Below are 22754 nucleotides of genomic sequence, written 5' to 3'. Positions count from 1 at the left end.
GTGGTGAATTTCTAGCTGAATTTCATCAAGTTATGAAGTCAAGTAGCTTTTGAGCAATTCGATGAGTCGAAAGATTTCTTTCGATTAATTTTAGTGGCATCTTGCCGCTGGAGACGACGTCCTTCCATTCATCAAACATATTGTGAAAACCTTTACTTGCCAGCATTGGTGTCCAATCCTTGAGCTGAACCTGCTCTACAAGGTTGTTTTGATAGCATTGACCTGACACAAATGAGTCAAAGCGATAGGCTCTGTCATCGTGGCTACTGCTAATGACTTCATGTGTGATGCCAAATTGACGATTCATCGAGGCTTCAAAGATCACGCCTCCTTGTTGCCACTTTACATCAAGTCGAGCTAGCTTAGCACCGTCCATTTGGTGCTGGACATGGATATCATCGAACTCAATGCTCCCGTTAAGATTGATACTGTCCAATGGATGAATAAAGTCGTCGAAAATAAAAGTTTTCGCATCACCTGGAAGTGCATGGCGGTGTTTTTCCCAGCGCAGCGATTTCAGAGTTCCCGTATCCGATAGGGAGTGTTGGTTAATCAAAGGTAGGTGGCGGCGATTAAAACCGATATAAAGCGGTACTTGTCTTTTTTCTGCTAATTGATACAGGCTTTCACATTCTTCAAAGCTATCTGCCAGCGGCTTATCAACGAAAGTTGGAACACCATGTTCGAGGAAATATCTGGCAATTTCTGGGTGCACAGAGGTCGCGGCATGAATCATTACCGCATCAGGCTTAAAGTTGAGGACAGCTTGATACTGAGTGGTTGTGTCTATAACACGATATTTGCTTGCCAGCGCATTAAGAGTCGCTGTATCGCGAGTGCAAAATATGGGATGAACATCTGCTTGAGATGTCGTGAATGGTAGATATGCCTTTTGGGCTATATCACCCATGCCAATGTGTGCAATTTTCAATATAAGCCTCGGTTTTGACTGCTGTTTTACAGATTTATACTGTTTTTTGGCAAGTTAACACAGTGCATCTGTTTATTGCTACGACCCAGCTAGAAGATTTTGTTGCGGATGTTTTTAATCAGTTGTTAAACGTAATACGTTTTTTTCTAAATTGTCTGAAACCACATCACGTCCTGACACACTTTTGCTGTTTCTTACTAGTACCTGTCATAGGGATTTCGTAGATTAAGCTTAGTGGATTAAGTAAAGGAATCAGGGTTAGGGAATACCGTACTATCATGAAAGATCAGTTAACTATCTCAATTTCAACGATTAACGGCTCTTCGCATTGGCAATTGAGTAAATCAATGCGCCGCAGCTTAAAGAGTCTCGCGTGGATTGGTTTGGTGCTGGTGTTAGGCGCTGGTTTGTTGATTCAGCATTTGTATGAGGTAGTGGACTACGCCGAGCTAAAGCAGGCAGAGCTGGCAAGTGAGTCACAAACCCTTGGTGATGAGCTAGCAAATTTGCAAGACCTTAAGCAGAGTCTTCAACAAGATCTGTCTGAGCGGGAAGAGCGCATTACATTAGTCTCTGAGCGTCTTGCGGATCTAGAAAAGGTGTTAGGGGTTTCAGAGCCCACCGATGACATTGACCTCGATTCGAGACTTGATGCAGCTGCAATCCATTCTAACGTGCGTATGACCATGCTCAATCAGATACCGAGCGGTTCACCTGTTGGGAAAGAGCGCATTTCATCTCAGTTTGGTAAGCGACAACACCCAGTCACTAGAAAATACAAAATGCACCGTGGTTTGGATTTTGCGGTTAATACCGGAACCAAAATCTATGCGCCAGCGGATGGTGTCGTTGAGGTTACCAGACGCAGCAACAAAGGCTCTGGAAACTTCCTTAGATTGCAGCATTCATTTGGCTTCTCTAGCTCCTATTCACATCTAAAAGGTTTTGAAGTTCGTCCAGGACAATTTGTCCGTAAAGGTGAGCTGATTGCCATCTCGGGCAATAGTGGGTTGTCATCCGGTCCACATCTACATTATGAGGTTCGCTTTGTTGGGCGAGCGCTGGATCCCAAACCCTTTGTGGAGTGGGGCGTGAATGATTTCGAAGATATTTTTAAAAAGGAACGAGCAATAAGATGGGAATCTTTAGTAAAAACAGTGGAACAAAGAGTCGCTCAGCAGCTTCAACTCTCATCGCCAAAGGCTGTGTTATTAGCGGAAAACTCAAACTAGAAAACGATATTCAAGTCGATGGTGTGGTTGATGGTCAACTGCATATCGAAGGGGTATTAGTGGTTGCCGAATCTGGTCGCGTAAAAGGTGAAGTGTTTGCCAAGCAGCTTGTGGTCAACGGCATCTTAGAGGGTGACTGTCACGCGGAGCAGATTCAAATTCTCGCGAATGGTCGCGTAAAAGGTAAGGTGTGGAGTAACAACTTGAGCATCGAACCGGGCGGTAAGTTTTTTGGTGAAACCGCAGAGTTACCTGAAAAAGAAGTCGTATCTTTGAAAAGTCAAACCAGCAAAGAGGTTAGCGCGGCTAAAGCTAATACCGCTAAAACCGACTCGAAAGCCCCAGAGTCTAAAGCCGTTAAAACTGCATAATCGAATCCCTGCGCGTTCCAGTTTCTTTCTCTGGGACGCGCTGTTCCCTTCTCCTATCAATAAACTCATCAGCACGGTAGGCTATACTTCTGTAAGCCATTACGTACCTTAAAGTGACGCTGTCACATAAGTGTAATGCTGACTAGAATGCCGCATTGTGATCAAAGTAACGCGGCTAACTTGATAAATATCAAGCCAGCCCTCGTATAACCACAAAGCACTATTTCAAATGACACTTTTCCCATTAAAGTTATGGGAAAGCCTTATGCATAAATGCACGTTATAAGTCACCAATAAGGCGGAGCATATGTCACGAAATAAAACCTCAGAAAGCCGACGCCGATTCCTCCGCGACGCCGCACGCACCGCCGTAGGTGTCGGTGCTGCTGCAACTGTTTTGGGATTGCAGTCTAAACAAGGGCAAGCCAAAACTAGTGGCGGTGTCCCTATTCGCCCGCCTGGCGCGCTAGAAGGCAACCAATTTGATCAAGCCTGTCTGCGTTGCGGGCTATGTGTTCAGGCATGCCCCTACGACACGCTGAAGCTGGCAACTCTACTTTCACCGGTTGCATCGGGTACGCCATACTTTACGGCACGCGACATTCCCTGTGAGATGTGCGAAGACATCCCTTGTGTGGTGGCGTGTCCAAGTGGGGCACTCGATCATTCATTGACCAATATTGATGATTCTCGAATGGGACTCGCGGTCTTGATCGACCACGAAGAGTGTCTTAACTGGCAGGGACTTCGCTGTGATGTCTGTTACCGAGTTTGCCCGCTTATCGACAAAGCCATCACGCTAGAGCCAATACGAAACCAGCGAACTGGATACCACGCCATGTTTATCCCAACGGTGCACTCTGACGCATGCACAGGGTGTGGTAAGTGTGAACAGGCCTGTGTGACAGAAGTTCCGGTGATCAAGGTTGTGCCAATCGAACTGGCGAAGGGTTATATGGGCGATCATTACCAGCTTGGTTGGGAAGAGAAGGTTGAGCTTCGCGATGGACAGTTCCCTGAAACGCCGGATATTGCCCCAAGTGAGCATATCCGCATCAATGACGGGAGGAAATAATGGCTAAAAATCTCGCAAAAAATGCAGGTAAAGACGCGATCCGAGAGTTAGGCTGGTGGCGTGCTCATCGATTTCTGATTCTACGTAGGTTGTGTCAACTCACCATCGTTGGTCTGTTTATGATGGGACCTACGTGGGGTATTTTACAGGGTAATTTGTCGTCTAGCATGCTGCTAGGTACTGTGCCGCTCAGTGACCCTTTATTGGTCCTGCAAACGTTAGCTACCGGACATTGGCCGGAGGTGAATGCCTTAATCGGTGTCACTATCGTTGTGGTTTTTTATGCCTTGCTAGCTCCTCGCGCGTTTTGCGCTTGGGTGTGTCCATTAAATATCATCACGGATATGGCGGCATGGTTGCGTCGTAAGCTGAATCTCAAAACCAGCTTTAAGTGGTCTCCGACAATACGTTACTGGTTGATCCCCGTGATCTTACTTGGCAGTGCAGTATCGGGATCGCTGCTCTGGGCGTGGGTGGATCCTGTCGCGACACTTCATCGTGGTTTGGTTTTTGGTATGGGAGCCGGTTGGATCTTAATTGCTTTGGTATTCTTGCTTGATCTTGTCTTAGTCGAGCACGGTTGGTGCGGGCACCTTTGTCCACTTGGAGCGACCTACGGCGTGATCGGTCGTAAGAGCCTTATTCGCGTGAAAGCGACACAGCGCGAGGCCTGTACCAAGTGTATGGACTGCTATAACGTGTGTCCTGAGCCCGATGTATTAAGACAGCCACTCAAGTCTGGTGATCGACGGATTATGAGCCAAGATTGCATCAGCTGTGGCCGATGCATTGATGTGTGTGCGCCTAAGGTATTGGAGTTTAAGGTTAAACCTGACTCTGGTGAGCTCTGAAAAAACAAAAACGCCAGTTGTTCTTCAACTGGCGCCGATCCTAGTTCGCTATATCTAGTATGTTGTCCTTGACTCCGTTGGTTCTAAACCAGCCCGCAATACTAAAACGCTCGCGATTGGTAGGCAGCACTTCGTGTGGGAACTGCTCAGAGAAGAAAACAAACAAGCGCCCAGATTTTGGTTTGATACGCGTGATTTCGTTGTCATCGAGATCGTAAACCACCAAATCACCACCGTCTTCGTCGCTCCACTCATCATTCATGTAGAACACGGTGGTCAGGCGACGGTTCTCATTACCACGGAAACAGTCGAGATGCTTTTGGTAGAAATCGCCTTTCTCATATTTGGCGAAATGTGCTTCATACTCAAATAGCCCCAAGAAAAAGTTTTGGTTAGCGGTTTGGCGAATGATTTCCATCTTACTTAAAAACTGACCAACGGGATCGCCCAGATCGGTAGAAAGCCAGCGGATCTTGTCGCTACGTATCGCACTCTCGCGCATCACATCATCGTTACGACCAATGCGTGCTTTATTCCATTCTTCTGGTAAGCAATCTTTTAATGCAGAGACTTGCTCTGGAGATAGGAAATCATCCCAGATGTAGTAGCCATGTGTGGTCAAGTTTTCGATCAGTGTTTGCATGATGCGCCATTGTTGTTAGAAACAGGGAGGGCGCTTTATAAAGAAATAGACAGCATGCTTCAATTTAGGTTGTTTATCGTGACGATAACGCTTGATAGAAAAGGGGGAAGGTATAACGAGCAAGAGGTCGCCCCTTACCGCAGCAAGGGGCACAAGATTACTGAATGTAATCGATAAGGGCTTGTTCACTTGGTAGCGCGGTCATCGCCCCTTTTTGCGTTGTCGCTAAAGCCCCGCAGCCGTTTGCCCAGCGAACCGCATCAACGATTGTCTCCTCATTGATCCAATCTGCTGTTTTAGATAAGCGAGTCAATAGGCCGCCAACAAAAGCATCGCCTGCACCTGTGGTATCAACCGGCTTGACTGGCGTGCCGGCAATTAGCTGTTGCTCATTGTCACGAATAATCAATGCGCCTTTTGCGCCTTGAGTAATGAGCACAAGTGTATTGTTGTATTCGCCAAGCGCTGCGATACCTGCGTCAAGGTTGTCGGTTTCAGTTAGAAACATCAGTTCATCGTCTGAGAACTTAACCACATCGGCCAGGGCGATTGCTTGCTGGCACACAGGCTTGATAAGGCTTTGGTCGCCCCACACTTCGTCGCGAAGGTTTGGATCGAAACTGACAAAGCCGCCTGCTTGCTTAATGCGCTTCATCGCTTCTAGTGTGGCACCACGGCTTGGCTCATTTGCAAGAGCAATAGAGCAAACGTGCAACCACTCGCCTGCGTTAAACTCAGGAATATCGCTTACTTGCATAAATTGGTCGGCACTTGGCTTAACCATAAAGGTAAAGCTGCGCTCACCCGATTCATCGAGATCAACAATAACGGTAGATGTACGCTGTGCGTCATCAAGCAACATAAAGTCCGTGTTGACCTTCTCATTGCTCAGCGTTTGCTTCATAAAGCGACCGAGAGGATCTTGACCTACGCGACCAAAAAAGCCTGTCTCGCCACCCAGACGAGCGATTGCAACAGCAACGTTGGCAGGAGCGCCACCAGGACATTTTAGATACGTGGTATCCGTATCAGGAATCAAATCTACAACGGCGTCGCCCGTTACCCAAACCTTACTCATAACAAATTTCCTGCCTTAATCGATTTGTTGGCAGTTTACTAAATCGATTTAGCAAAGAAAATGTGTTTTAATAGGCAACATAGTGAAAGCAGTAAAAACTGTGATCTAAAACACGATCACGATTAGCGAAGTTGATCCTTGATAGAAGAAATAAGCAGGAAGCAGAAGTAAAGCGCGATGAGTAAAAAGCTAAAACTCGCAGACATAGCGGAGCTAGCCGGGGTTTCTAAATCGACCGTTAGCTTTGTCCTGAATGGACATGCAGAAAAGCACCGTATCAATAAAGAGACCGTAGCACGCGTGTTACGGGTCGTTGATGAGAATAACTATTCGCCAAGTGTTTATGCACGGGCGCTTAAGTCTAAGAAAACACAGACTTTTGGCTTAGTCATTCCTGATCTTACTAATATGGGCTTCGCTGCTATCGCTAAATCACTAGAGCAGTTATCCCTTGCTTCAGGTTATCAGCTGTTGATCGCTTCGACAGATGACGATCCATCACAAGAGAAAAAAGCGGTCGCTAATCTTATTGAGCGTCAGGTTGATGGCATGATGGTGGCATCATGTTTAGACAATGATGACTATTATCAAACCCTAACAAAAGAAACACCCATTGTGTTTTTTGATCGAGGCTTCGAGTCAGAACGCTTTAGTGTCGTCACTACAAATGCCTATGATTCCACCAAAGAGATAGTATTCGAACTAACCGAAAATGCACAAGAATGTGCCTTTATTGGTGGACAATTGTCACTATCTCCGAGTCGAGAGCGCTATCAGGGTTTTGTGGATGCGCTGAAAGAGCGAGAGCTGTTATTGCAGCCAGAATTAGTGTTTAACCAGGATTATCAGCCGCAAAGTGGCTATGACATGATGCAACAGTGCGTCGAGCAATTAGGTCGCTTACCAGAGGCGCTTTTTACCGGGTCCTACTCTTTGCTCGAGGGTGTACTGCGATACCTTAACGAGCATGATTTGATGGCGGATGCATCACAGCAATCGATGCGCCTTGCTACTTTCGATAATTATTCGATTCTCGATTGTTTGCCGCTAAAAATCGATTCCATAGAACAGGATTGCCAACAGCTCGCCTTGAAGGTATTTGATTGTTTGCAAAAGACCTTGTCTAATAAGAACTATAAAAGTAACACAAGCATCTCTGCTCGCATTCATTACAGGAGACGTTAGCGCCACATGGACTCGAAATCACTACAACCCCTCTATATACAAGTCGCCGATACGCTAAAACAACGCATCGATGATGGGCTGTATCCACAAGGGTCGAAATTGCCCTCTGAGAGTCAGCTAGTAGAGAGCCTAGGGGTCAGTCGAGTTACCGTTCGTAAAGCGTTAGGGCAACTCGCCGATATTGGCTATACGGTATCGGAAAAGGGTAAAGGGACCTATGTCGCAGTCCAGAAATTGAAGCATGATTTCTTAGGTATGGCGGGGCTTGCTCAGGAATTGCAAGGCGCAGGACTAGAGGCCAGTAACCAAGTTATTCATTTTGAAAAGACGGTCGCTGATGAAGCCCTAGCAGATAAGCTTAAGGTCGCGCTTCATGCAGAGCTATTTCGATGTGGTCGTCTGCGTGTTGTGAACGGTGATGTCGTGTCATATGAGGATTTCTATATACCGGTGGCGTTACTACCAGACTTAAATAAGCAGGTATTGTCAGGCTCTAAATTTGCTTACTTAAAAGAGCAGGGGATTGAAATGGTGAAAACTCATCAAAAGATCAAACCCTCTTTACCCAGTGAGTTTGTTCAAGATAAGTTGTCGGTCGCCGCGCTTGAACCTATCTTGATCAACGAATCGGTCAACTATCGAAATGAGACCGAGCCTTACGAGTATTCAGTGGTCTACTATAAATCTAGCGTTTATGACTTCGAGATCGTCGCTAGGCTTTGAGCGACGTTTAAGCTACCGAAAACCACCTTCTATAAGGTGGTTTTTTTATATGCTCACTATCTATTATTGATTGTGATGACAAGCACGTTTCTCACGTTCAATAACATAAAAAGGTTTATCCTGTATTCTTCCTGTATTACATTAATACACGTTGAATACAGGTTACTATTTTGTGCTCTTAGGAGAGAACGAAACAATGGCAAGAAATGCTAAAGTTGTCGCATCGCAAGTCATGGACTTGCTCGGTGGTGAAGGCAACATCGAACAGTTGACGCACTGCGCAACACGTCTTCGCGTCGTCACCAAAGACGACTCAAAAGTTAACGCTGAACAACTCGGTGAGACAGAGGGTGTTCATGGTTACTTCTTTAAAAATGGTCAGCATCAGGTCATTTTAGGTACTGGCTTTGTGGGCAAAGTCTTCGCTGAGCTAACTGGCAATGGTGAAGTAGAAACGAGCGCAGCACCAAAGAAGGAAGAATCTGGTAGCACGTTTCAACGAGTTACTCGAACTTTCTCAGACATCTTCGTTGCGATTATCCCTGCTCTCGTTGCAACGGGATTGCTCATGGGATTGCGCGGACTGATCGTTAGTGGATTCGGTGTTGAATTATCACCTCAGCTAACGACGCTTTCTCAAGTCCTTACCGATACCGCTTTTATCTTTATCCCAGTTTTAGTGACTTGGTCTGCCATGCGAGTGTTTGGTGGTAACCCTGTCCTAGGTATCGTTTTAGGCTTGATGCTGGTGGCACCGCAATTGGCTAACAAGTGGGATGTGGCGTTTGGCAATGCTGAAGCCTTAATGATTCCATTCTTTGGTTTTGAGATTGCGGTTACCGGTCTGCAAAGTTCTATATTGCCTGCAGTATTTATGGGTTGGTTCGCCGCAATGGTCGAAAAAACCTCTCGCAAATACGTACCAGAGGTACTGGATCTTATCCTTACGCCGTTTATCACGCTTTTGGTATCGCTGATTGCTGGACTGGTATTTGTGGGTCCATTACTACTCGGTATTGAAAAGTTCATTACTGATATCGTGGTTTACTTCCTGCAAATTCCATACGGCATTGGTGGTCTCATTTACGGTGGCGCTATTCAGTTTATGGCTGTGACAGGTATGCACCATACGATTGTTCCAATTACGATTGCGATGGTGACAGAGACTGGCTTTGACTACATCAATCCACTGGGCACAGCAGCAATTGCTGGTCAGTTTGGTGCGGCGATGGCGGTGATGACAATGCAAACCAGCAAGGTGAAAAAGTCGGGTATGTTTGGTGCAGCGCTACCAGCACTATTTGGTATCACTGAGCCTGCGATGTTCGCTGTGACGCTTCCTCGAGTTAAGCCATTCCTTTACGGCTGTGTGGGCGGTGCGATTGGTGGTTGTATCGGTGCTATTGCTGGTATTGGCTCGGCAGGTACTGGTGCCACTATGCTACCAGGCATGTTGCTTTACTTGGGTGGTGGTCTAGGCATGTACGTCGTGGTTATGTTAGTCGCGGCATTGGTAGCCTTTGTAATGACCAAGCTATTCTACAAAGAAGCAAACTAATACATTGATTTTTATCCCCTCATGGATGAGCGAGTCACATGGGGGGATTTTTTTATTTTCAGTTTTAAAGAGAGTCGTTATGGATTTTTCGAACCGTCAAAACCGTATGGTTAGGCTAGACGAAGTTTCGGATGAGTACTTACAGCACATTGCTTCACTCACCAAAAATGATCCTTATTATCCAAGCTACCATATCGCACCAAAGCATGGTTTGGTGAATGATCCCAATGGGCTTTGCTTCTTCAATGGTGAACACCACATCTTTTATCAGTGGTTTCCTTTAGGTCCGGTGCACGGCCTAAAACACTGGTATCACGTCTCGACCAAAGACTTTGTCCACTTTAAAGACAGAGGTGTTGCGCTTTATCCTGATCAAGATTACGACCAGCACGGCTGCCACACTGGTATCGCAGTGGTGGAAAATGACCAATTGAATCTGTTGTATACCGCGCACTATGTCCCAGAGCCTGACACTGGTCATCCGACTCAGATTTTGGCTGTCATGGATAAAGAGGGGAATGTCGAGAAAAAGGGAATCGTTGTCGATTTCAACCCAGAGCATTACACTCACAACATGCGTGACCCTGTCACCATAAAGCGAGATGATGGCTACTACATGCTAATTGGTGCTGAAAGCCACCAAAATGAAGGTAAGTTGGCTATTTATGGTGGTCAATCGATCGATAGCTATCACTATATGGGAAATGTCGATATCGGTCTTGAGCAGTTTGGCTTTATGTGGGAATGCCCTAATTACTATGAAGAAGACGATAACGGCGTGTTTATCTTCTCTCCTCAGGGCGTTTCATCCGACAACAAATATGATCTTAAGAACGTCTTTTCAGTGGTCTATATTGTTGGCAAACCAATTGATACACAAACCCTGACCTTTGAGAATCAAGGCTATTTTGAGTTAGACAAAGGTTTCGACTTTTACGCGCCTCAGACGTATCTCGATGAGCAGGGTAGGCGAATCCTGATTGGTTGGCTTGGCAATTCGAAAAGCGAGTACCCAACGGATAAAAATTACTGGGCACATATGCTAACCATGCCCAGAGAAGTCGAAATTCGCGGTAAAAAATTGATTCAAAAGCCACTTATTGAAATGGAAGCATTGAGATTAAGTGCTCACTCACTTGCTGCAAAGACTGAGCTAGCGAGTCGCGCATTTGAGTTGGACGTCTTGGTTGAAGAGAATTTCGCAATCGAGTTTGCTAACCAAAACGGCGAAAAAATGGTGTTCTCTGGTACAGATTGTGAATGGAAACTCGATAGAACTGAGGTAACTGATGTGCATGCAGAGCAATTCGGAACAGTTCGTTACGCAAAACGCGTCGGCGCACACAACAGAGTGAGAATCTTCGTCGATAACTCGAGCATCGAGATATTCTGTGATGACGGCGAAACAGTGTTTACGTCGCGACTGTTTGTGGCGGACCTTAATCAGCTCTACTTGTCGGATGTCACTGGTACGATCCACTATCTCGATTCGATACAGTACAACTAGCAACATGCTATAACGAATAAAGGTCAGCGAATGCTGACCTTTTTGTTTTCTATAAGCCTTTCAAATAAATGAAGAGCTGGAGAGCGGTGAGTTGTTCCGCGCCTGGGTTGTTATTATCGGAAGCGCTGTTTTGATGAGCTAAGCTCAAGAATCATATCTAACTCTTCGTCAGTAACGAGAGCTTTAACTTGCTTATCGCTAAATAGGCGGTCGACAAATAGCTTAACATCTCTTAGCTGTTCATCGTCTAGACGGTGGATAGCATCAACAATGTCTTTTTCTAGCGTTTGATTCATACGACTCCCTCCCTCGGTTCCCTACTACATAAATTAGACGATATGCGACTGATAGCAAGTAAAAGTTTATGCACTCTAGTGACTAGTCTTGGTTTGAGGTTCTGAGTTTTGTTTGTCGCCTAGTCTGTGCTCTGTATAACCAACGGCAACGAAAATGTACAGAGCCCTTTAATGACACGGTCTTGCTTCAAATTCGCATCAATTCATTAACATGCGATTAATGAGTTTATCAATAGATTAGTGTGAGGAATATCACTATAAGACTGCGGATTGATTGAAAGTTCCCATAAATTGCCTCAATAAATGTTTTTAAAGCTAAATGTATATTTATTTATATATAAAATACTGATTTAATTGATTTTTTCTCTTTTTCTAAAAGCGTGATTTAGATAGGCATTTTCAGTTTCTTAGGATTGATGGGGTGAATGAATTTCCCCAAAATTGCTCTCGTTCATTCGATAAATGATTTCAAGTTTTTTGTTTGATGTGACGTGTGAATGTGTTGCTAAATTGTTCCCCAATACATTCACTACAGACAAAGAGCTTTTAAATATAAAAAAAACACTTATTACAATTACAATCCTTGGGGTTAATAATGAAAAACACATTTAAGCTATCGCTAGCTGCAGTATTGGTTTCTACTGCAATGGCTGCAAACGCGGGTATCAGCATCGTAGACAACGAGCAAGGTAACTTCTCTATCGGTGGTGACGTTGAATTTGACTTCAACTTCCAAGACCGCGAAGGTGTTGAAAACAACGAGTTCAACCAAACTGGCCGTATCCTTCTTGAGTTTGCTGGTGAGCGTATCACAAATACTGGTCACGTATTCCAAGTAAACGTTCAACCTCTAATGGAAAGCAGCGGCAACGTAGCTCTTGATGATGCTTGGTTCGCTTTTGGTGCACAAGATGGCTGGAACCTACGTATGGGTCGCTTCGAAGCGTTCGATATGTTCCCTGTAGGTCAAGATACTTTCCTTGAGTACTCTGGTGACACTTCTAACGAGCTAGTCTCTGATGCTGCACCATACGTTTACCAAATGAAAGAAGCACGTGGTCGTGGTTCTGACGGTCAAATCATGTATAGCCAAACATTCAACAACCTTTACGTTGAGTTAGGTTCTATGATTGGCGACCGTTCTGACCTATTTGTAGGTGGTACGTACCACGGTGCGACTATTGATGCAGATAAGACAAAAGACTCTGTGCTTATCCGTCCAGTAGTTGGTTACCAAGCGGGCAACTTTGGTATTGCTGCGTCTCTAGAGACTAACCTTGTTAAAAATGCAGTTGTTACAACAGAAGGTGTAGATATCTCTGACCGTATGGGTTACGGCGTGACAGCAAACTACACAACTGCAGACTGGAATCTTATCGCTAACTTCGCATACATGGACGCAGTTGATGAAAACAACATGACTGCTGGTGTGAACGCGCTATACAAAGGCTTCGGTCTAGGTTATATCCATGCAAACAACGAGTACGAAAACAAAAAGCTAACGTACACTGAAGGTAAAGCGAAAGTTGACACAGTTTACGCTTCTTACGAGTTTGCTGATGTTCTTCAAGTGGATGACTTCTCTATCTACCTAGGTGCTTACTACACGACTATCGATGACCAAACAACTGCGAAAGTATTTGAAGAAGAGTCTGACAAAGGTGTTCGTGTACGCTTCAAGTACTTCTTCTAAGCGCTTAGTCGTATAGAACAACACTGCCAAATACTAAAACGGAGCGAGTTCGCTCCGTTTTTTCGTTTTAACTAGAGAATTAGAAGGTGAAAGCGAGGTTTGCAGATGCGCCAAGCTGATTACTTCCCGCATAGTTACCCGCAATATCCAGACTGACGACATCGAATGGGCTGAGTCCAATACCCGCCGTAATAGCACTGTCCGCATTGTCTTGCATGTCGATCTCATAACCAGCGCGCAGTTGTGCCCAGTCCCACGCGTTGCCTTCGATACCAAAGCGTAGGTATTGAGTTTCGTCGTTAAGGCTTGCAAAACGCTCTTGCTTGGTGAGTTCGATATCTACCGCAACCGTTACAAAGTCGCCATTGTATGCTGAACCAATGGTCGCCATAGGGTTTAATTTATAGCTGTCGATCTTGGTACCATCGTGGGTTTTAACATCAATTTCTTGTTGAATGATGTCTCGTACTGATAAGCCCAGACGCCAGTTTTCGTAGTGCCATGCCGCGCCGAGATCAAAGTTAAATGCACTTTTTTCAACCATGCTGTCTTCTGCATTGTCGGCATCAAAGTCTTGAACACTCGCGATCAGTGCGTATGTGCGTAGCTTTTGGAACTTAGGCGTAATACCAAATGAGACGTCTTGATCAGCAATCACGAAGTTCTTACCCAGGGCTAGACCAAGTTCGGCGCTCGCGAATGCCTGCATCTGTACTTCAGAGTCCATATAACGGTCTTCAATGGCATCTGGAGTGTCACCTTGGCTTGGCGCGATTAATGGCGCTGCAATGGCTTCTGCGTAGCCACGCGCATACAGGTTGCTCGATACAATGCTTGATGGTATTGCCACTGCAAATCCAACGTTGGCAGTGACCGTAGTCGGTCTGTTGCCCTCAAGCTGATCCAATAGGCGGTTGATCTCAGCGAGCTTAGCGACATCGCCCGTTGGGTTTTTCTCATACTCATCAATTAATGATTGCAGATCGTCCAACGTAGTGATGCTCTCATCCGTATCACGAGCGCTCGCACCAAATGTTGGTAGCAACAGACCTACATCATCGTTATCTTTGTATGTAGCGGTTAATGCTGGGTTGTATAAGCCTGCAGTTAAGTAGTCAGCTGACGCGACACCAGTGTTACCCATGGCGGCACCACGTGCTTCGACCATATTGTTTGCTGCATTCGATATAATTGGAGTGGTTGCTGCCAAGACGATGGCGGCCACTTTAGTTAGTTTATTCATTATTATGTCCTGCGATTCATTCGCATTGAGTACTCATTATCCGATGAGTCTTATGATCACGCGCCTTCATTGCGAAGGTCACGCCACTGCATTCACGTGAGTTATTCACGCAAGAGCATATGATAATTGATATTTATATAAAGTAAATGAGCTATCATTTTGTTTTATAGGATAAAAAAAGGCTCACCTCTGTGAGGTGAGCCTTTGAAAGAGAAAAATTCTATTGGTGTTTAGAAGATAAGGTGCGCAACACCCGCAATCACAGGTAGCGTGATCAGTGTACGTAGAATGAAGATAACAAACAGTTCTACGATGTTTACTGGAATACGGCTACCAAGTAGTAGTGCACCGACTTCTGACATATAGATAAGCTGTGTTACCGACATCGCCGCGATGACAAAGCGAGTCATCTCATTGTCGATTGAAGCTGCTAGGATTGATGGGATAAACATATCTGCAAAGCCCACTACCATGGTTTTAGAAGCAGCAACGGCTTCAGGTACACCTAGTAACTCTAGGTAAGGGATAAACGGTGTACCTAGGATTTCAAATACTGAAGTGTATTCAGCAATTACGAGAGCGACAGTACCCAAACCCATAACCACCGGCAGCACGCCGAACACCATATCAACTGCGTTTTTAACGCCTTCGCCAAATACTGACTTAGCAGACGTCACAGTACCAGCACGTTGCAGAGCGAGGTCTAGACCCCAAGAGAACGTTGTATGGCCCTTAGGTGTCACTTCGGCATCTTCTGATGGTTTAGTCCCATCGATGAAGGTGTCTTTCTTGTTACGTAGTGGTGGTAAGCGAGGAATAATGATAGCCGCTACGATACCTGCCAAACAAATCGCACCATAGAAAGGTAGGAACAAGTGCTCGAGCTCAACTTGAGCGATAACCACTAAGCTAAACGTGATAGATACTGCTGAGAACGTGGTACCAATCACTGCGGCTTCACGCATGGTGTAAAACTTGTTCTCGTACTGCTTACTGGTTAGCAGAATACCAACACTACCATCACCTAACCAAGAAGCCATACAGTCGATAGCACCACGACCTGGAAGGTTAAACACTGGGCGCATGATCTTACTTAGTAAGGCACCAAACAGCTCAAGTAGACCAAAGTTCAGTAGCAGGGGTAGCAAAAGACCCGCGAAGATGAACACAGCGAACAAGGTAGGCAGTAGACCTTCTAAAACAAGACCGCCGGTGTTTTCTTCCCAGATAGCCTCAGGACCAACCTGGAAGTAGGTCATCAGCACCGCGATGCCGCCAATTACGCGCACAGCCAGCCACATTGGTGTTGGGTTGAATAGACCGTTCAGAAATTCGTTGTCTGTGATGAAAGCAGGCTTAAAAATGCGAGTTAAAATAGACGCCGCTGCCATGACAGCAATGATTGCCGTGACCAAAGGTACAATGAAATCGCCAACAGCGGCTTGCAAAGCTTTAGCAAGAACTGCGACAGGAATCGTCAAGCCGCCATCGTAACTGATAGGCGCCATAAACAGGAATAGACCGATTAAAGACGGGATGAAGAACATCCAGAAGTTGCCTTTTTTGCCGCTTTTCGGCATAGATTGAGCACTATTTTGCATTTTTCTCTCGTGTTACAACTAGTTAATAATGGCGACGTCCTGCGCCTATTTATTCACTAAACATCCATATTTGTGCATTGGGCGCAAGATTACTCCTTTTTTTGAATGCTGGCAATACTATTCATCATTAAAGGGTAATTATTCACTATATGGCTCTGCAGTAACTAATAATACGCAATAGAATGTATGGTGAGTGTTTGTGTGAACATGGCTACATTATAGTGGGGATTGATGCTTTCAGCAGTTCAGAGAACAGGCTAAACTGTAGTGAATGAATAAGTTATTGAGAATTATAATAATGCCTAGGAAGAAGCTCCCTATTCCCCTTATACTTTTGATCCCTCTGTGTTTGCTTGCCGTGGTTATTGTCGCAGGTATCTATCGATTTTCTCTGTCTGATGAAGAGATCCTTGCCAAATTTCCCTCTCAGCAAAATGTGCAAGCTGATCCCGTTGTCGAAGCCATCTTAGGCCTAAAGGTTCCGAATCCATGGACTATTCAAGTTCCCGAGACAAGTGCTTTCACACTGCTTACCGATATCGATGCGGATAAACAAGTCGCGGCGGGAAGCTATGATGACGGTATGGAGCGAGGTAATGTTTATCTTCTTTATCGTTATCAACAATCTATTAATGACGACAAGGCGTTATCTGCGGTCGTTATTCCTTTTGCAGTCAGCAATCAAGGTTCTGGCGTTTTTTATTATCTTGGGCTTTTCAAGTGGGACAGCGCGCGCCAACGCGTGATCTTGTCGGATGCCAAGTTTGCTGGAGATCGAATAGAGATTTCAGCGCTGACAAGAGCCGATGACCGCATGACGCTCACGTTTAAGAAGCACGGACAGGCGCAGTCAATGAGTGAAGCTCCCGAAGAAAACGACGCGTTAGTTTGCGTAGCCAAAGCGTTTAAATGGGTGGATTGTTAGTCATCTTTTTGCACAGAGCGTGATCTCAACGATAGCTTATCAGAAATAAATGGTTGCGAAATGCACACTTGAGAATGTGACATTAATTACATAACATGGGTTTTTTGATGTTGTTATTTTTAGACAAATGGAGCTTGCGATGATTAATAAGCGCTTTTTTAAAACAAAAGATGAAGTAGAAGTCACCTTTGAGTTAGATGCGACCAATGTGGAGAGTGCGGTTTTAATGGCTGACTTTTAGACTGGCAGCCAACCCCAATGAAGAAGGTCGCTAAGACCAAATCATTCAAATACAAAACTCGACTACCAAAAGATGCGGAGTTCCAATTCCGTTACCTAGTGAACGAAAACGAGTGGGTTAACGATGCCCAAGCAGACCAATACGTGCCAAATGGTTTTGGTGCTGATAACTGTATTGTTAAGACTGCACAAGTTTGATTTGACTTAAGTCACTGAGACAAAACTCAACACCACAAGTTAAAAAAAGCCGCTCACTTCTGATAGTGAGCGGCTTTTTTATTCTTCACGATTTGAAGCGAATCGACGTTGACTCGCTGCTCGGTGGTTATCGAGATTTGCTTGCAACTTCCGGCTGTTCAACCTCAGTCAACATGCCTTTAAGAAGGCTCACACAGCCCATTATCAGAATGATAGTAAACGGCAGCGCGGCAATAATCGTAATGGATTGCAGTGCTTGAATGGAGTCTGTACCACCAATCCATAGCATTACCATTGCAATAACGGCAGAAATTACCGCCCAAACGACTTTCTGTTTGATTGGTAGCTCGAGTTTACCACCCGCGGTCATGCTATCGACAACGATAGAGCCAGAGTCCAGTGTGGTTACAAAGAACACGATGATCAGAGCAACCGCAATCAGCGAAAGAATATTGCCGATAGGGTAGGCATCAAGCATGTAGAACAAGCTCAGCGAGACATCGGTGATGCCTTGTTCCATGCCAAGCAAGCCAACTTTGTCGATGATCTGTTGGATAGCAATACCACCGAAGAATGACATCCATGCGGTTGTCACTATGGTTGGAATGACGAGAACACATACAAGGAACTCGCGAATGGTACGACCCTTTGAAATACGTGCTACGAACATGCCGAAGAATGGCGCGTACGCTACCCACCAGGCCCAGTAGAATACCGTCCAGCCATGTAGCCATGTGGTATCTTCGCGACCTGACGTCTGGCTTAGAGGGATGATGTTTTTCACATAGCCTACAACCGACGTAGTGACGGAGTCGAGCACGGTAGTGAAGTTCAAAATACCCATGAAGCCAAGGAAGACAAAGGCAATGATCATGTTCAGGTTACTAAGCACCTTAACGCCGCCGTCCATGCCGCGAACGACAGAAACAATAGCTAATCCCATAATGGTCAGGATGATAGCAATCTGCAGCAATAAGCTATTCTCTAGGCCAAACACGTGGCTGATACCACTAGCTGCTTGTGAGCCACCGAGACCAAGTGATGTCGCAAGACCGAACAAGATAACGAGAACCGCCATTACGTCGATGATGTCACCAATTCTTCCCCAAACTCTGTCACCCAGTAGTGGGTAGAATACAGAGCGCATAGAAAGAGGTAGGCCTTTGTTATAAACAAAGTAAGCCAGCGATAGCGCTGTCATTCCGTAGATAGCCCACGCGTGCAGTCCCCAGTGGAATACTGTGGCACCTAGTGCCGCTTCACGACCTTCTGGTGTAAAAGGTTCTGCATTGAGAGGTGTTCCGAACCAGTTGGTAAAGAACGCAGTAGGCTCTGCGACACCCCAAAAGATCAGACCAATACCCATGCCCGCGGCAAACAGCATTGAGATCCAGGATAGGGTTGAATAATCTGTCGTGGCGTTATCGCCACCTAAACGAATTTTGCCCAGTGGCGATAGGGCGATAAGCACAGCGAAGATCAGAAGGATGTTCGCGCCCCACATAAAGACGAAATCGAATTTCGATAGCGCAGCGGCTTTTACCGCGTCGATGGCAGCTTTGGCGTCTGCTGGGGAAAGTACGAGAAGAGTGACGATAAATAGGATGGATAAGCCCGCTGAAGCGGTGAAAACTGTGTTGTGGACATCCATGCCCCACTTAGTGATGTTGTCTTGGCCGACTTGATAGTCAGTTGAATCGATACTGTATTTTTGAGATTTAAAACTCATAATTATGAGGTTTACATATTCGTTCACACGAATATAAAGACCAACTCCATGTTTAATGAATTACTGATTAGAATTCGAAAATCCTTTGTTTAAACTGATTTTAATCAAAGGTTTATGATGAAATTATCCGTTTTACATCTAATCCTGAACGGGCGATTTTAACATAAAATGTGCCCTTTGTGGGCAAGATGATGGATGGAAGCTGAAACAGAATGCATCCATATGCACTTAGTTCTGCATTAAAATACGGCGCTGTTATTGCCGAATTTGCCCACATATATCGTTTTACGAGAATTCAAATACTTAAGGAAAAAGCGCCAATTTAGAACAATATCTAGGCCGTTTAATTGACGACGAACGTCGCTTTTTTACACTCTCATCACATGTTTTACCTTACTTTTCCCGACATTTGAGTGCATTTGAAATAGGAAACGATTACTCTAATGGCTCTGTTTAGGACATGCATCGGAACCATTGTGCAATCGAATCAACCAGCAGACGGATTAACAACGGCTAAGAATCCGTCTCGAAAACTCAAAAGAAGCATCGCTTTTGGCCTGCCCTTTATGGCAGCCTTTGCCTTTCTTCACAGCTTACCTGACTTAAATATGCAGGGTACCATTGAGCTCAATCTCAATGACTCACCCGTGGTAGCTGTACTCGCTGAAGAACCAGCGAAAGCCGAACTCCCCCCTAAATTTGCTTATCTTGTGAAATCTGGTGATAGCCTAAGCCAGATCTTTGATCAGCTGGGTTTTCCATACAGTGACATGATGTCGGTAATGGAAACCGACTTAAACTTCCTTGTTCTTGATACGCTGAGACCCGGTGATCGTCTGCGCTTTTGGCAAGATGAAGCGACAGGTTCACTAAGCAAACTCGAAGTTAGTCGTAATGTCGCTGAAAAAGCGGTTTATGCGCGTCTAGACGATGGAAGCTATGAGTTCGAAGATATCTCTATCCCGGGTGACTGGGAGAGTGTCGCTATGGTGGGCAGCATCAACGGTAGTTTTTCTGCTTCAGCTAACAAGCTTGGACTGAGCCCTCGCGAAATCGACCAGGTAGTCACACTGCTAAAAGACAAACTTAGCTTTACCCGCGATCTTCGAGCAGGCGATCGCTTTGAGGTAGTGAAGAACAGCCAATTTGTTGAAGGTACGCCAACGGGTAACTCTGAGATCCAAGCGATCAAGATCTTTAACCGTGGCGCCATGTACTCGGCTTACTTGCATTCGAACGGTCAGTACTATGACGCGAAAGGGGACAGCTTACAGCGCGCCTTTATGCGTTATCCCGTGAAGAACCATCGCATTACTTCGGGCTTTAATCCAAATCGTCGTCACCCAGTGACGGGACGAGTTTCACCGCATAATGGCACAGACTTTGGCGTTCGTACTGGTACTAATGTCTACACCACTGGTGATGGCGTTGTTGCTATGGTCCGTAACCACCCGTACGCGGGTAAGTACATCGTAATCGACCACGGTGGGCCATACAAAACGCGTTATCTTCACCTGAGTAAAATCTTGGTGAAGAAAGGGCAGAAAGTGACTCGTGGAACTCGAATCGGTTTGTCTGGTGCAACGGGTCGCGTGACTGGCCCACACCTTCATTACGAGTTGATTTCTCGTGGAAGACCAGTAAATGCTATGCGAGCTAACATTCCTATGGCAGACTCTGTCCCGAAAAACGAGCTCAAGCAGTTTATTGCGCGTCGTGATGAACTCGATGCCATGCTTGAGAAACAAGAGACCAAATTGGCTAGCCTATAATTGGCCAAATAACCATGGTGTAATGAATGCAACAATTAGAATTTCAGCTGCTGGTCATGCAGCTATGTGAGTTGAAAACACTTCCAGATGCGCTGAACAAGCTGAAAAGCTCTGAAAACCCAGAAATCAAAGAGGCAGCAGAGAGCCTAACGGGTCAATTTGCTTTGGCTACGGTTGACGGTGAAGAGCGTATCTATCACGTGTTTAACGATGTTGATGATAACGGCGAAGAGCAAGAGTACGCTGAACACATCATGAACGAAGGTGATGATGTGATTAAGTTTGTCGCGTGGTTCTTCGATGTTATGTTCGAAATCAAACCGAGCGATACTTACAAAACAGCAGGTAAGACTTACCGTCAGCCTAAACGTTCTTAATCGACATGCTGTCAGAGCGTTAATTCTGTTAGTTCGAAAGACAAGCGGCGTTCATTTTTGAGCGCCGTTTGTGATTTTATGGTCAGGCTCTAGGCAATTTGGTGTGGATGTGCAATGCTTTTTGTATGCCCCCTTCAACGAGGTTGCCATGGAAAGTAAAGAGACCGCGCAGACCAGTACTTCACAGTACGTCGTTTCTCAGCGTTTTGGTTTTGGTCCCAGAGTTGGCGATGCCAAACAGGAACCCGCGCTCAATGATCAGCTAAAAGCGACCCCCTACATTCACAAAACCATTACCGAATTACCGTCAACCACAGAAATGTTGGCGCATCTTGGCGATCTAAACCGCCGAAGAAAAGAGGCAACAACGCCAGAAGAAAAAAAGCTTTTCACCAAATCTAGCAATGCTTTCTTCCAAGAAAATTTCCAAACCATAGTTCACGCTAGAAACCTGCAAACCTTAACAACACCGCTTGGCTTTCAAGAGCGTTTGATTCAGTTTTGGAGTAACCACTTCGCCATTTCAGCAGACAACAGACGTGTTCGCCCCATAGCTGCTGGTATCGAAAATGAGGTGGTTCGCGAGCTGTGGAGTATCGATTTCCCCTCTATGCTGCTTGCGGTTTGTCAGCATCCAACCATGCTGATGTATCTCGATAATCACCGCTCTATTGGGCCCAACTCAAAAGCGGGTCAAAAGCGCAATAAAGGCCTTAACGAGAACTTGGCGCGGGAAATTCTTGAACTGCACACCTTAGGCGTCGATGGCGGCTACTCACAAAACGATGTGATTGAACTTGCCCAAGGTTTAACTGGCTGGACAGTGAGTTTTAGAACAGATCGACCAGGGTACCAATTTGTTGATGCCATGCATGAACCGGGTGCCATCAATGTACTTGGTAAGGTTTATGAAGAGGAGGGTGAGGAGCAAGCGATATCTTGCCTTCGTGATCTCGCCAACCATGAAAACACCGCGAAGCATTTATGCAGCAAGTTGGTTCAACACTTCTATGGCTCAGGTCATCCTTCGCTGGTGGATGAGCTTACTAAAGTGTGGTTAGAGAATGAAGGGATGCTGATTCCTGTTTACATCACTTTAATTAACTCCACGCTCAAAAATAGCAGTCAACAGCTGAGATTTCGGACGCCTCAAGAGTGGTATTTTGCAGTACTTCGTAGCGCTGACTTTGAGCCCAATGCGCGCCAGATGCAGCAGATGTTACGTCAGCTTGGACAGCCGCCTTTCATGCCGGGGTCGCCTGCCGGGTGGTCCGATAAAGACTCTGATTATAACTCCTCGTCTGCACTTACCCAGCGTTGGCAAGTTGCGAACCAAATCGCCAAGCTAGTAGTGAGACAGTTGGAGCGCAGCAAACAAAATGTCGATGACAAACTGATTCAAATGACCCAGCGTCTTTACGGTAGTGAGGTGGATGAGCACGTTCTTACCGCCATGGATAAAGCGCAGGATCCCACGTCGAAATTGGTGGTGCTGTGGATGAGTCCACAGTTCCAATACAGGTGAG

The 22754-nt window shown here is 45.6% G+C and carries 20 protein-coding genes and 1 pseudogene; 14 read left to right on the top strand and 7 right to left on the bottom strand.

Annotated elements, in window-relative coordinates; all coding sequences use genetic code 11:
- Positions 1 to 25: 25 nt before the first annotated feature.
- Positions 26 to 931: a Gfo/Idh/MocA family protein gene (locus tag AC6I8Y_RS21695; protein ID WP_498021635.1), complete on the bottom strand. Its 906-nt coding sequence runs from the start codon at positions 929 to 931 to the stop codon at positions 26 to 28.
- 278 nt (positions 932 to 1209) lie between these two features.
- Here AC6I8Y_RS21695 and AC6I8Y_RS21690 point away from each other — a divergent pair, with 278 nt between their 5' ends.
- From AC6I8Y_RS21690 to napH, 4 genes are all read left to right on the top strand, one after another.
- On the top strand, positions 1210 to 2163 hold the full coding sequence (locus tag AC6I8Y_RS21690; protein ID WP_234496222.1) for a M23 family metallopeptidase: 954 nt from the start codon (positions 1210 to 1212) through the stop codon (positions 2161 to 2163).
- Positions 2067 to 2534 (top strand): bactofilin family protein, encoded by a 468-nt coding sequence (locus tag AC6I8Y_RS21685; RefSeq protein ID WP_498021634.1) that lies wholly within the window; start codon positions 2067 to 2069, stop codon positions 2532 to 2534. The genes AC6I8Y_RS21690 and AC6I8Y_RS21685 overlap by 97 nt, the downstream gene beginning before the upstream one ends.
- 307 nt (positions 2535 to 2841) lie before the next feature.
- Positions 2842 to 3609 carry a ferredoxin-type protein NapG gene (gene napG / locus AC6I8Y_RS21680; protein WP_128648923.1) on the top strand — a complete coding sequence of 256 codons (768 nt, stop codon included), beginning with the start codon at positions 2842 to 2844 and terminating at the stop codon, positions 3607 to 3609.
- The gene (gene napH, locus AC6I8Y_RS21675; RefSeq protein WP_498021633.1) at positions 3609 to 4460 is read left to right on the top strand and encodes a quinol dehydrogenase ferredoxin subunit NapH; all 852 of its coding nucleotides are present in this window, start codon (positions 3609 to 3611) and stop codon (positions 4458 to 4460) included. Before napG ends, napH begins: the two co-directional genes overlap by 1 nt.
- A 40-nt stretch (positions 4461 to 4500) precedes the next feature.
- On the opposite strand, the gene AC6I8Y_RS21670 is transcribed toward napH, so the two are convergent.
- Positions 4501 to 5103 (bottom strand): 2OG-Fe(II) oxygenase, encoded by a 603-nt coding sequence (locus AC6I8Y_RS21670; protein WP_498021632.1) that lies wholly within the window; start codon positions 5101 to 5103, stop codon positions 4501 to 4503.
- Positions 5104 to 5260: 157 nt separating this feature from the next.
- Positions 5261 to 6181: a fructokinase gene (cscK, locus tag AC6I8Y_RS21665; RefSeq protein ID WP_498021631.1), complete on the bottom strand. Its 921-nt coding sequence runs from the start codon at positions 6179 to 6181 to the stop codon at positions 5261 to 5263.
- A gap of 177 nt (positions 6182 to 6358) precedes the next feature.
- Between cscK and AC6I8Y_RS21660 the strand changes: the two genes are divergently transcribed.
- The 4 genes from AC6I8Y_RS21660 to AC6I8Y_RS21645 all read left to right on the top strand — a co-directional run bounded on the left by AC6I8Y_RS21660 (position 6359) and on the right by AC6I8Y_RS21645 (position 11154).
- Positions 6359 to 7366: a LacI family DNA-binding transcriptional regulator gene (locus tag AC6I8Y_RS21660; protein ID WP_498021630.1), complete on the top strand. Its 1008-nt coding sequence runs from the start codon at positions 6359 to 6361 to the stop codon at positions 7364 to 7366.
- A gap of 6 nt (positions 7367 to 7372) precedes the next feature.
- Complete coding sequence (locus AC6I8Y_RS21655; protein WP_498021629.1) at positions 7373 to 8089, top strand: GntR family transcriptional regulator; 717 nt, start codon at positions 7373 to 7375, stop codon at positions 8087 to 8089.
- A gap of 196 nt (positions 8090 to 8285) precedes the next feature.
- Complete coding sequence (locus tag AC6I8Y_RS21650) at positions 8286 to 9647, top strand: PTS transporter subunit EIIC (protein WP_234496229.1); 1362 nt, start codon at positions 8286 to 8288, stop codon at positions 9645 to 9647.
- A gap of 79 nt (positions 9648 to 9726) precedes the next feature.
- Positions 9727 to 11154, top strand: coding sequence for a sucrose-6-phosphate hydrolase (locus tag AC6I8Y_RS21645; RefSeq protein ID WP_498021628.1), 1428 nt, complete (start codon positions 9727 to 9729; stop codon positions 11152 to 11154).
- Between the two features lie 113 nt (positions 11155 to 11267).
- On the opposite strand, the gene AC6I8Y_RS21640 is transcribed toward AC6I8Y_RS21645, so the two are convergent.
- Positions 11268 to 11450, bottom strand: a complete 183-nt coding sequence (locus tag AC6I8Y_RS21640) for a hypothetical protein (RefSeq protein ID WP_042469775.1) — start codon at positions 11448 to 11450, stop codon at positions 11268 to 11270.
- 595 nt (positions 11451 to 12045) lie between these two features.
- On the opposite strand from AC6I8Y_RS21640, the gene AC6I8Y_RS21635 reads away from it, so the two are divergent.
- Positions 12046 to 13143 (top strand): carbohydrate porin, encoded by a 1098-nt coding sequence (locus tag AC6I8Y_RS21635; RefSeq protein WP_446566824.1) that lies wholly within the window; start codon positions 12046 to 12048, stop codon positions 13141 to 13143.
- A gap of 79 nt (positions 13144 to 13222) precedes the next feature.
- Here the strand turns inward: AC6I8Y_RS21635 and AC6I8Y_RS21630 are convergent, their stop codons facing one another.
- Both AC6I8Y_RS21630 and AC6I8Y_RS21625 read right to left on the bottom strand, forming a co-directional pair.
- Entirely contained in the window at positions 13223 to 14386 is a 1164-nt protein-coding gene (locus AC6I8Y_RS21630; RefSeq protein ID WP_498021627.1) for a conjugal transfer protein TraF, read from the bottom strand.
- Positions 14387 to 14616: 230 nt separating this feature from the next.
- Entirely contained in the window at positions 14617 to 15987 is a 1371-nt protein-coding gene (locus tag AC6I8Y_RS21625) for a YjiH family protein (protein WP_234496233.1), read from the bottom strand.
- 298 nt (positions 15988 to 16285) lie between these two features.
- Here AC6I8Y_RS21625 and AC6I8Y_RS21620 point away from each other — a divergent pair, with 298 nt between their 5' ends.
- On the top strand, positions 16286 to 16912 hold the full coding sequence (locus AC6I8Y_RS21620; RefSeq protein WP_498021626.1) for a hypothetical protein: 627 nt from the start codon (positions 16286 to 16288) through the stop codon (positions 16910 to 16912).
- 139 nt (positions 16913 to 17051) lie between these two features.
- A pseudogene (locus AC6I8Y_RS21615) lies at positions 17052 to 17350 on the top strand (isoamylase early set domain-containing protein).
- Between the two features lie 127 nt (positions 17351 to 17477).
- On the opposite strand, the gene AC6I8Y_RS21610 reads toward AC6I8Y_RS21615, so the two are convergent.
- Positions 17478 to 19079, bottom strand: coding sequence for a BCCT family transporter (locus AC6I8Y_RS21610; protein WP_234496235.1), 1602 nt, complete (start codon positions 19077 to 19079; stop codon positions 17478 to 17480).
- Positions 19080 to 19645: 566 nt separating this feature from the next.
- Here AC6I8Y_RS21610 and AC6I8Y_RS21605 point away from each other — a divergent pair.
- The 3 genes from AC6I8Y_RS21605 to AC6I8Y_RS21595 all read left to right on the top strand — a co-directional run bounded on the left by AC6I8Y_RS21605 (position 19646) and on the right by AC6I8Y_RS21595 (position 22753).
- Positions 19646 to 20851 (top strand): peptidoglycan DD-metalloendopeptidase family protein, encoded by a 1206-nt coding sequence (locus AC6I8Y_RS21605; protein ID WP_498023076.1) that lies wholly within the window; start codon positions 19646 to 19648, stop codon positions 20849 to 20851.
- Positions 20852 to 20877: 26 nt separating this feature from the next.
- On the top strand, positions 20878 to 21228 hold the full coding sequence (locus AC6I8Y_RS21600; RefSeq protein ID WP_128648927.1) for a hypothetical protein: 351 nt from the start codon (positions 20878 to 20880) through the stop codon (positions 21226 to 21228).
- Between the two features lie 148 nt (positions 21229 to 21376).
- Positions 21377 to 22753 carry a DUF1800 domain-containing protein gene (locus AC6I8Y_RS21595; RefSeq protein WP_498021624.1) on the top strand — a complete coding sequence of 459 codons (1377 nt, stop codon included), beginning with the start codon at positions 21377 to 21379 and terminating at the stop codon, positions 22751 to 22753.
- The last annotated feature ends 1 nt before the right edge of the window (position 22754 follow it).

The sequence above is a fragment of the Vibrio sp. KUL78 genome (genome assembly GCF_059725505.1).
Note: the sequence above shows the minus strand (reverse complement) of the source record. Positions and strands in the feature narration are given on the sequence as shown.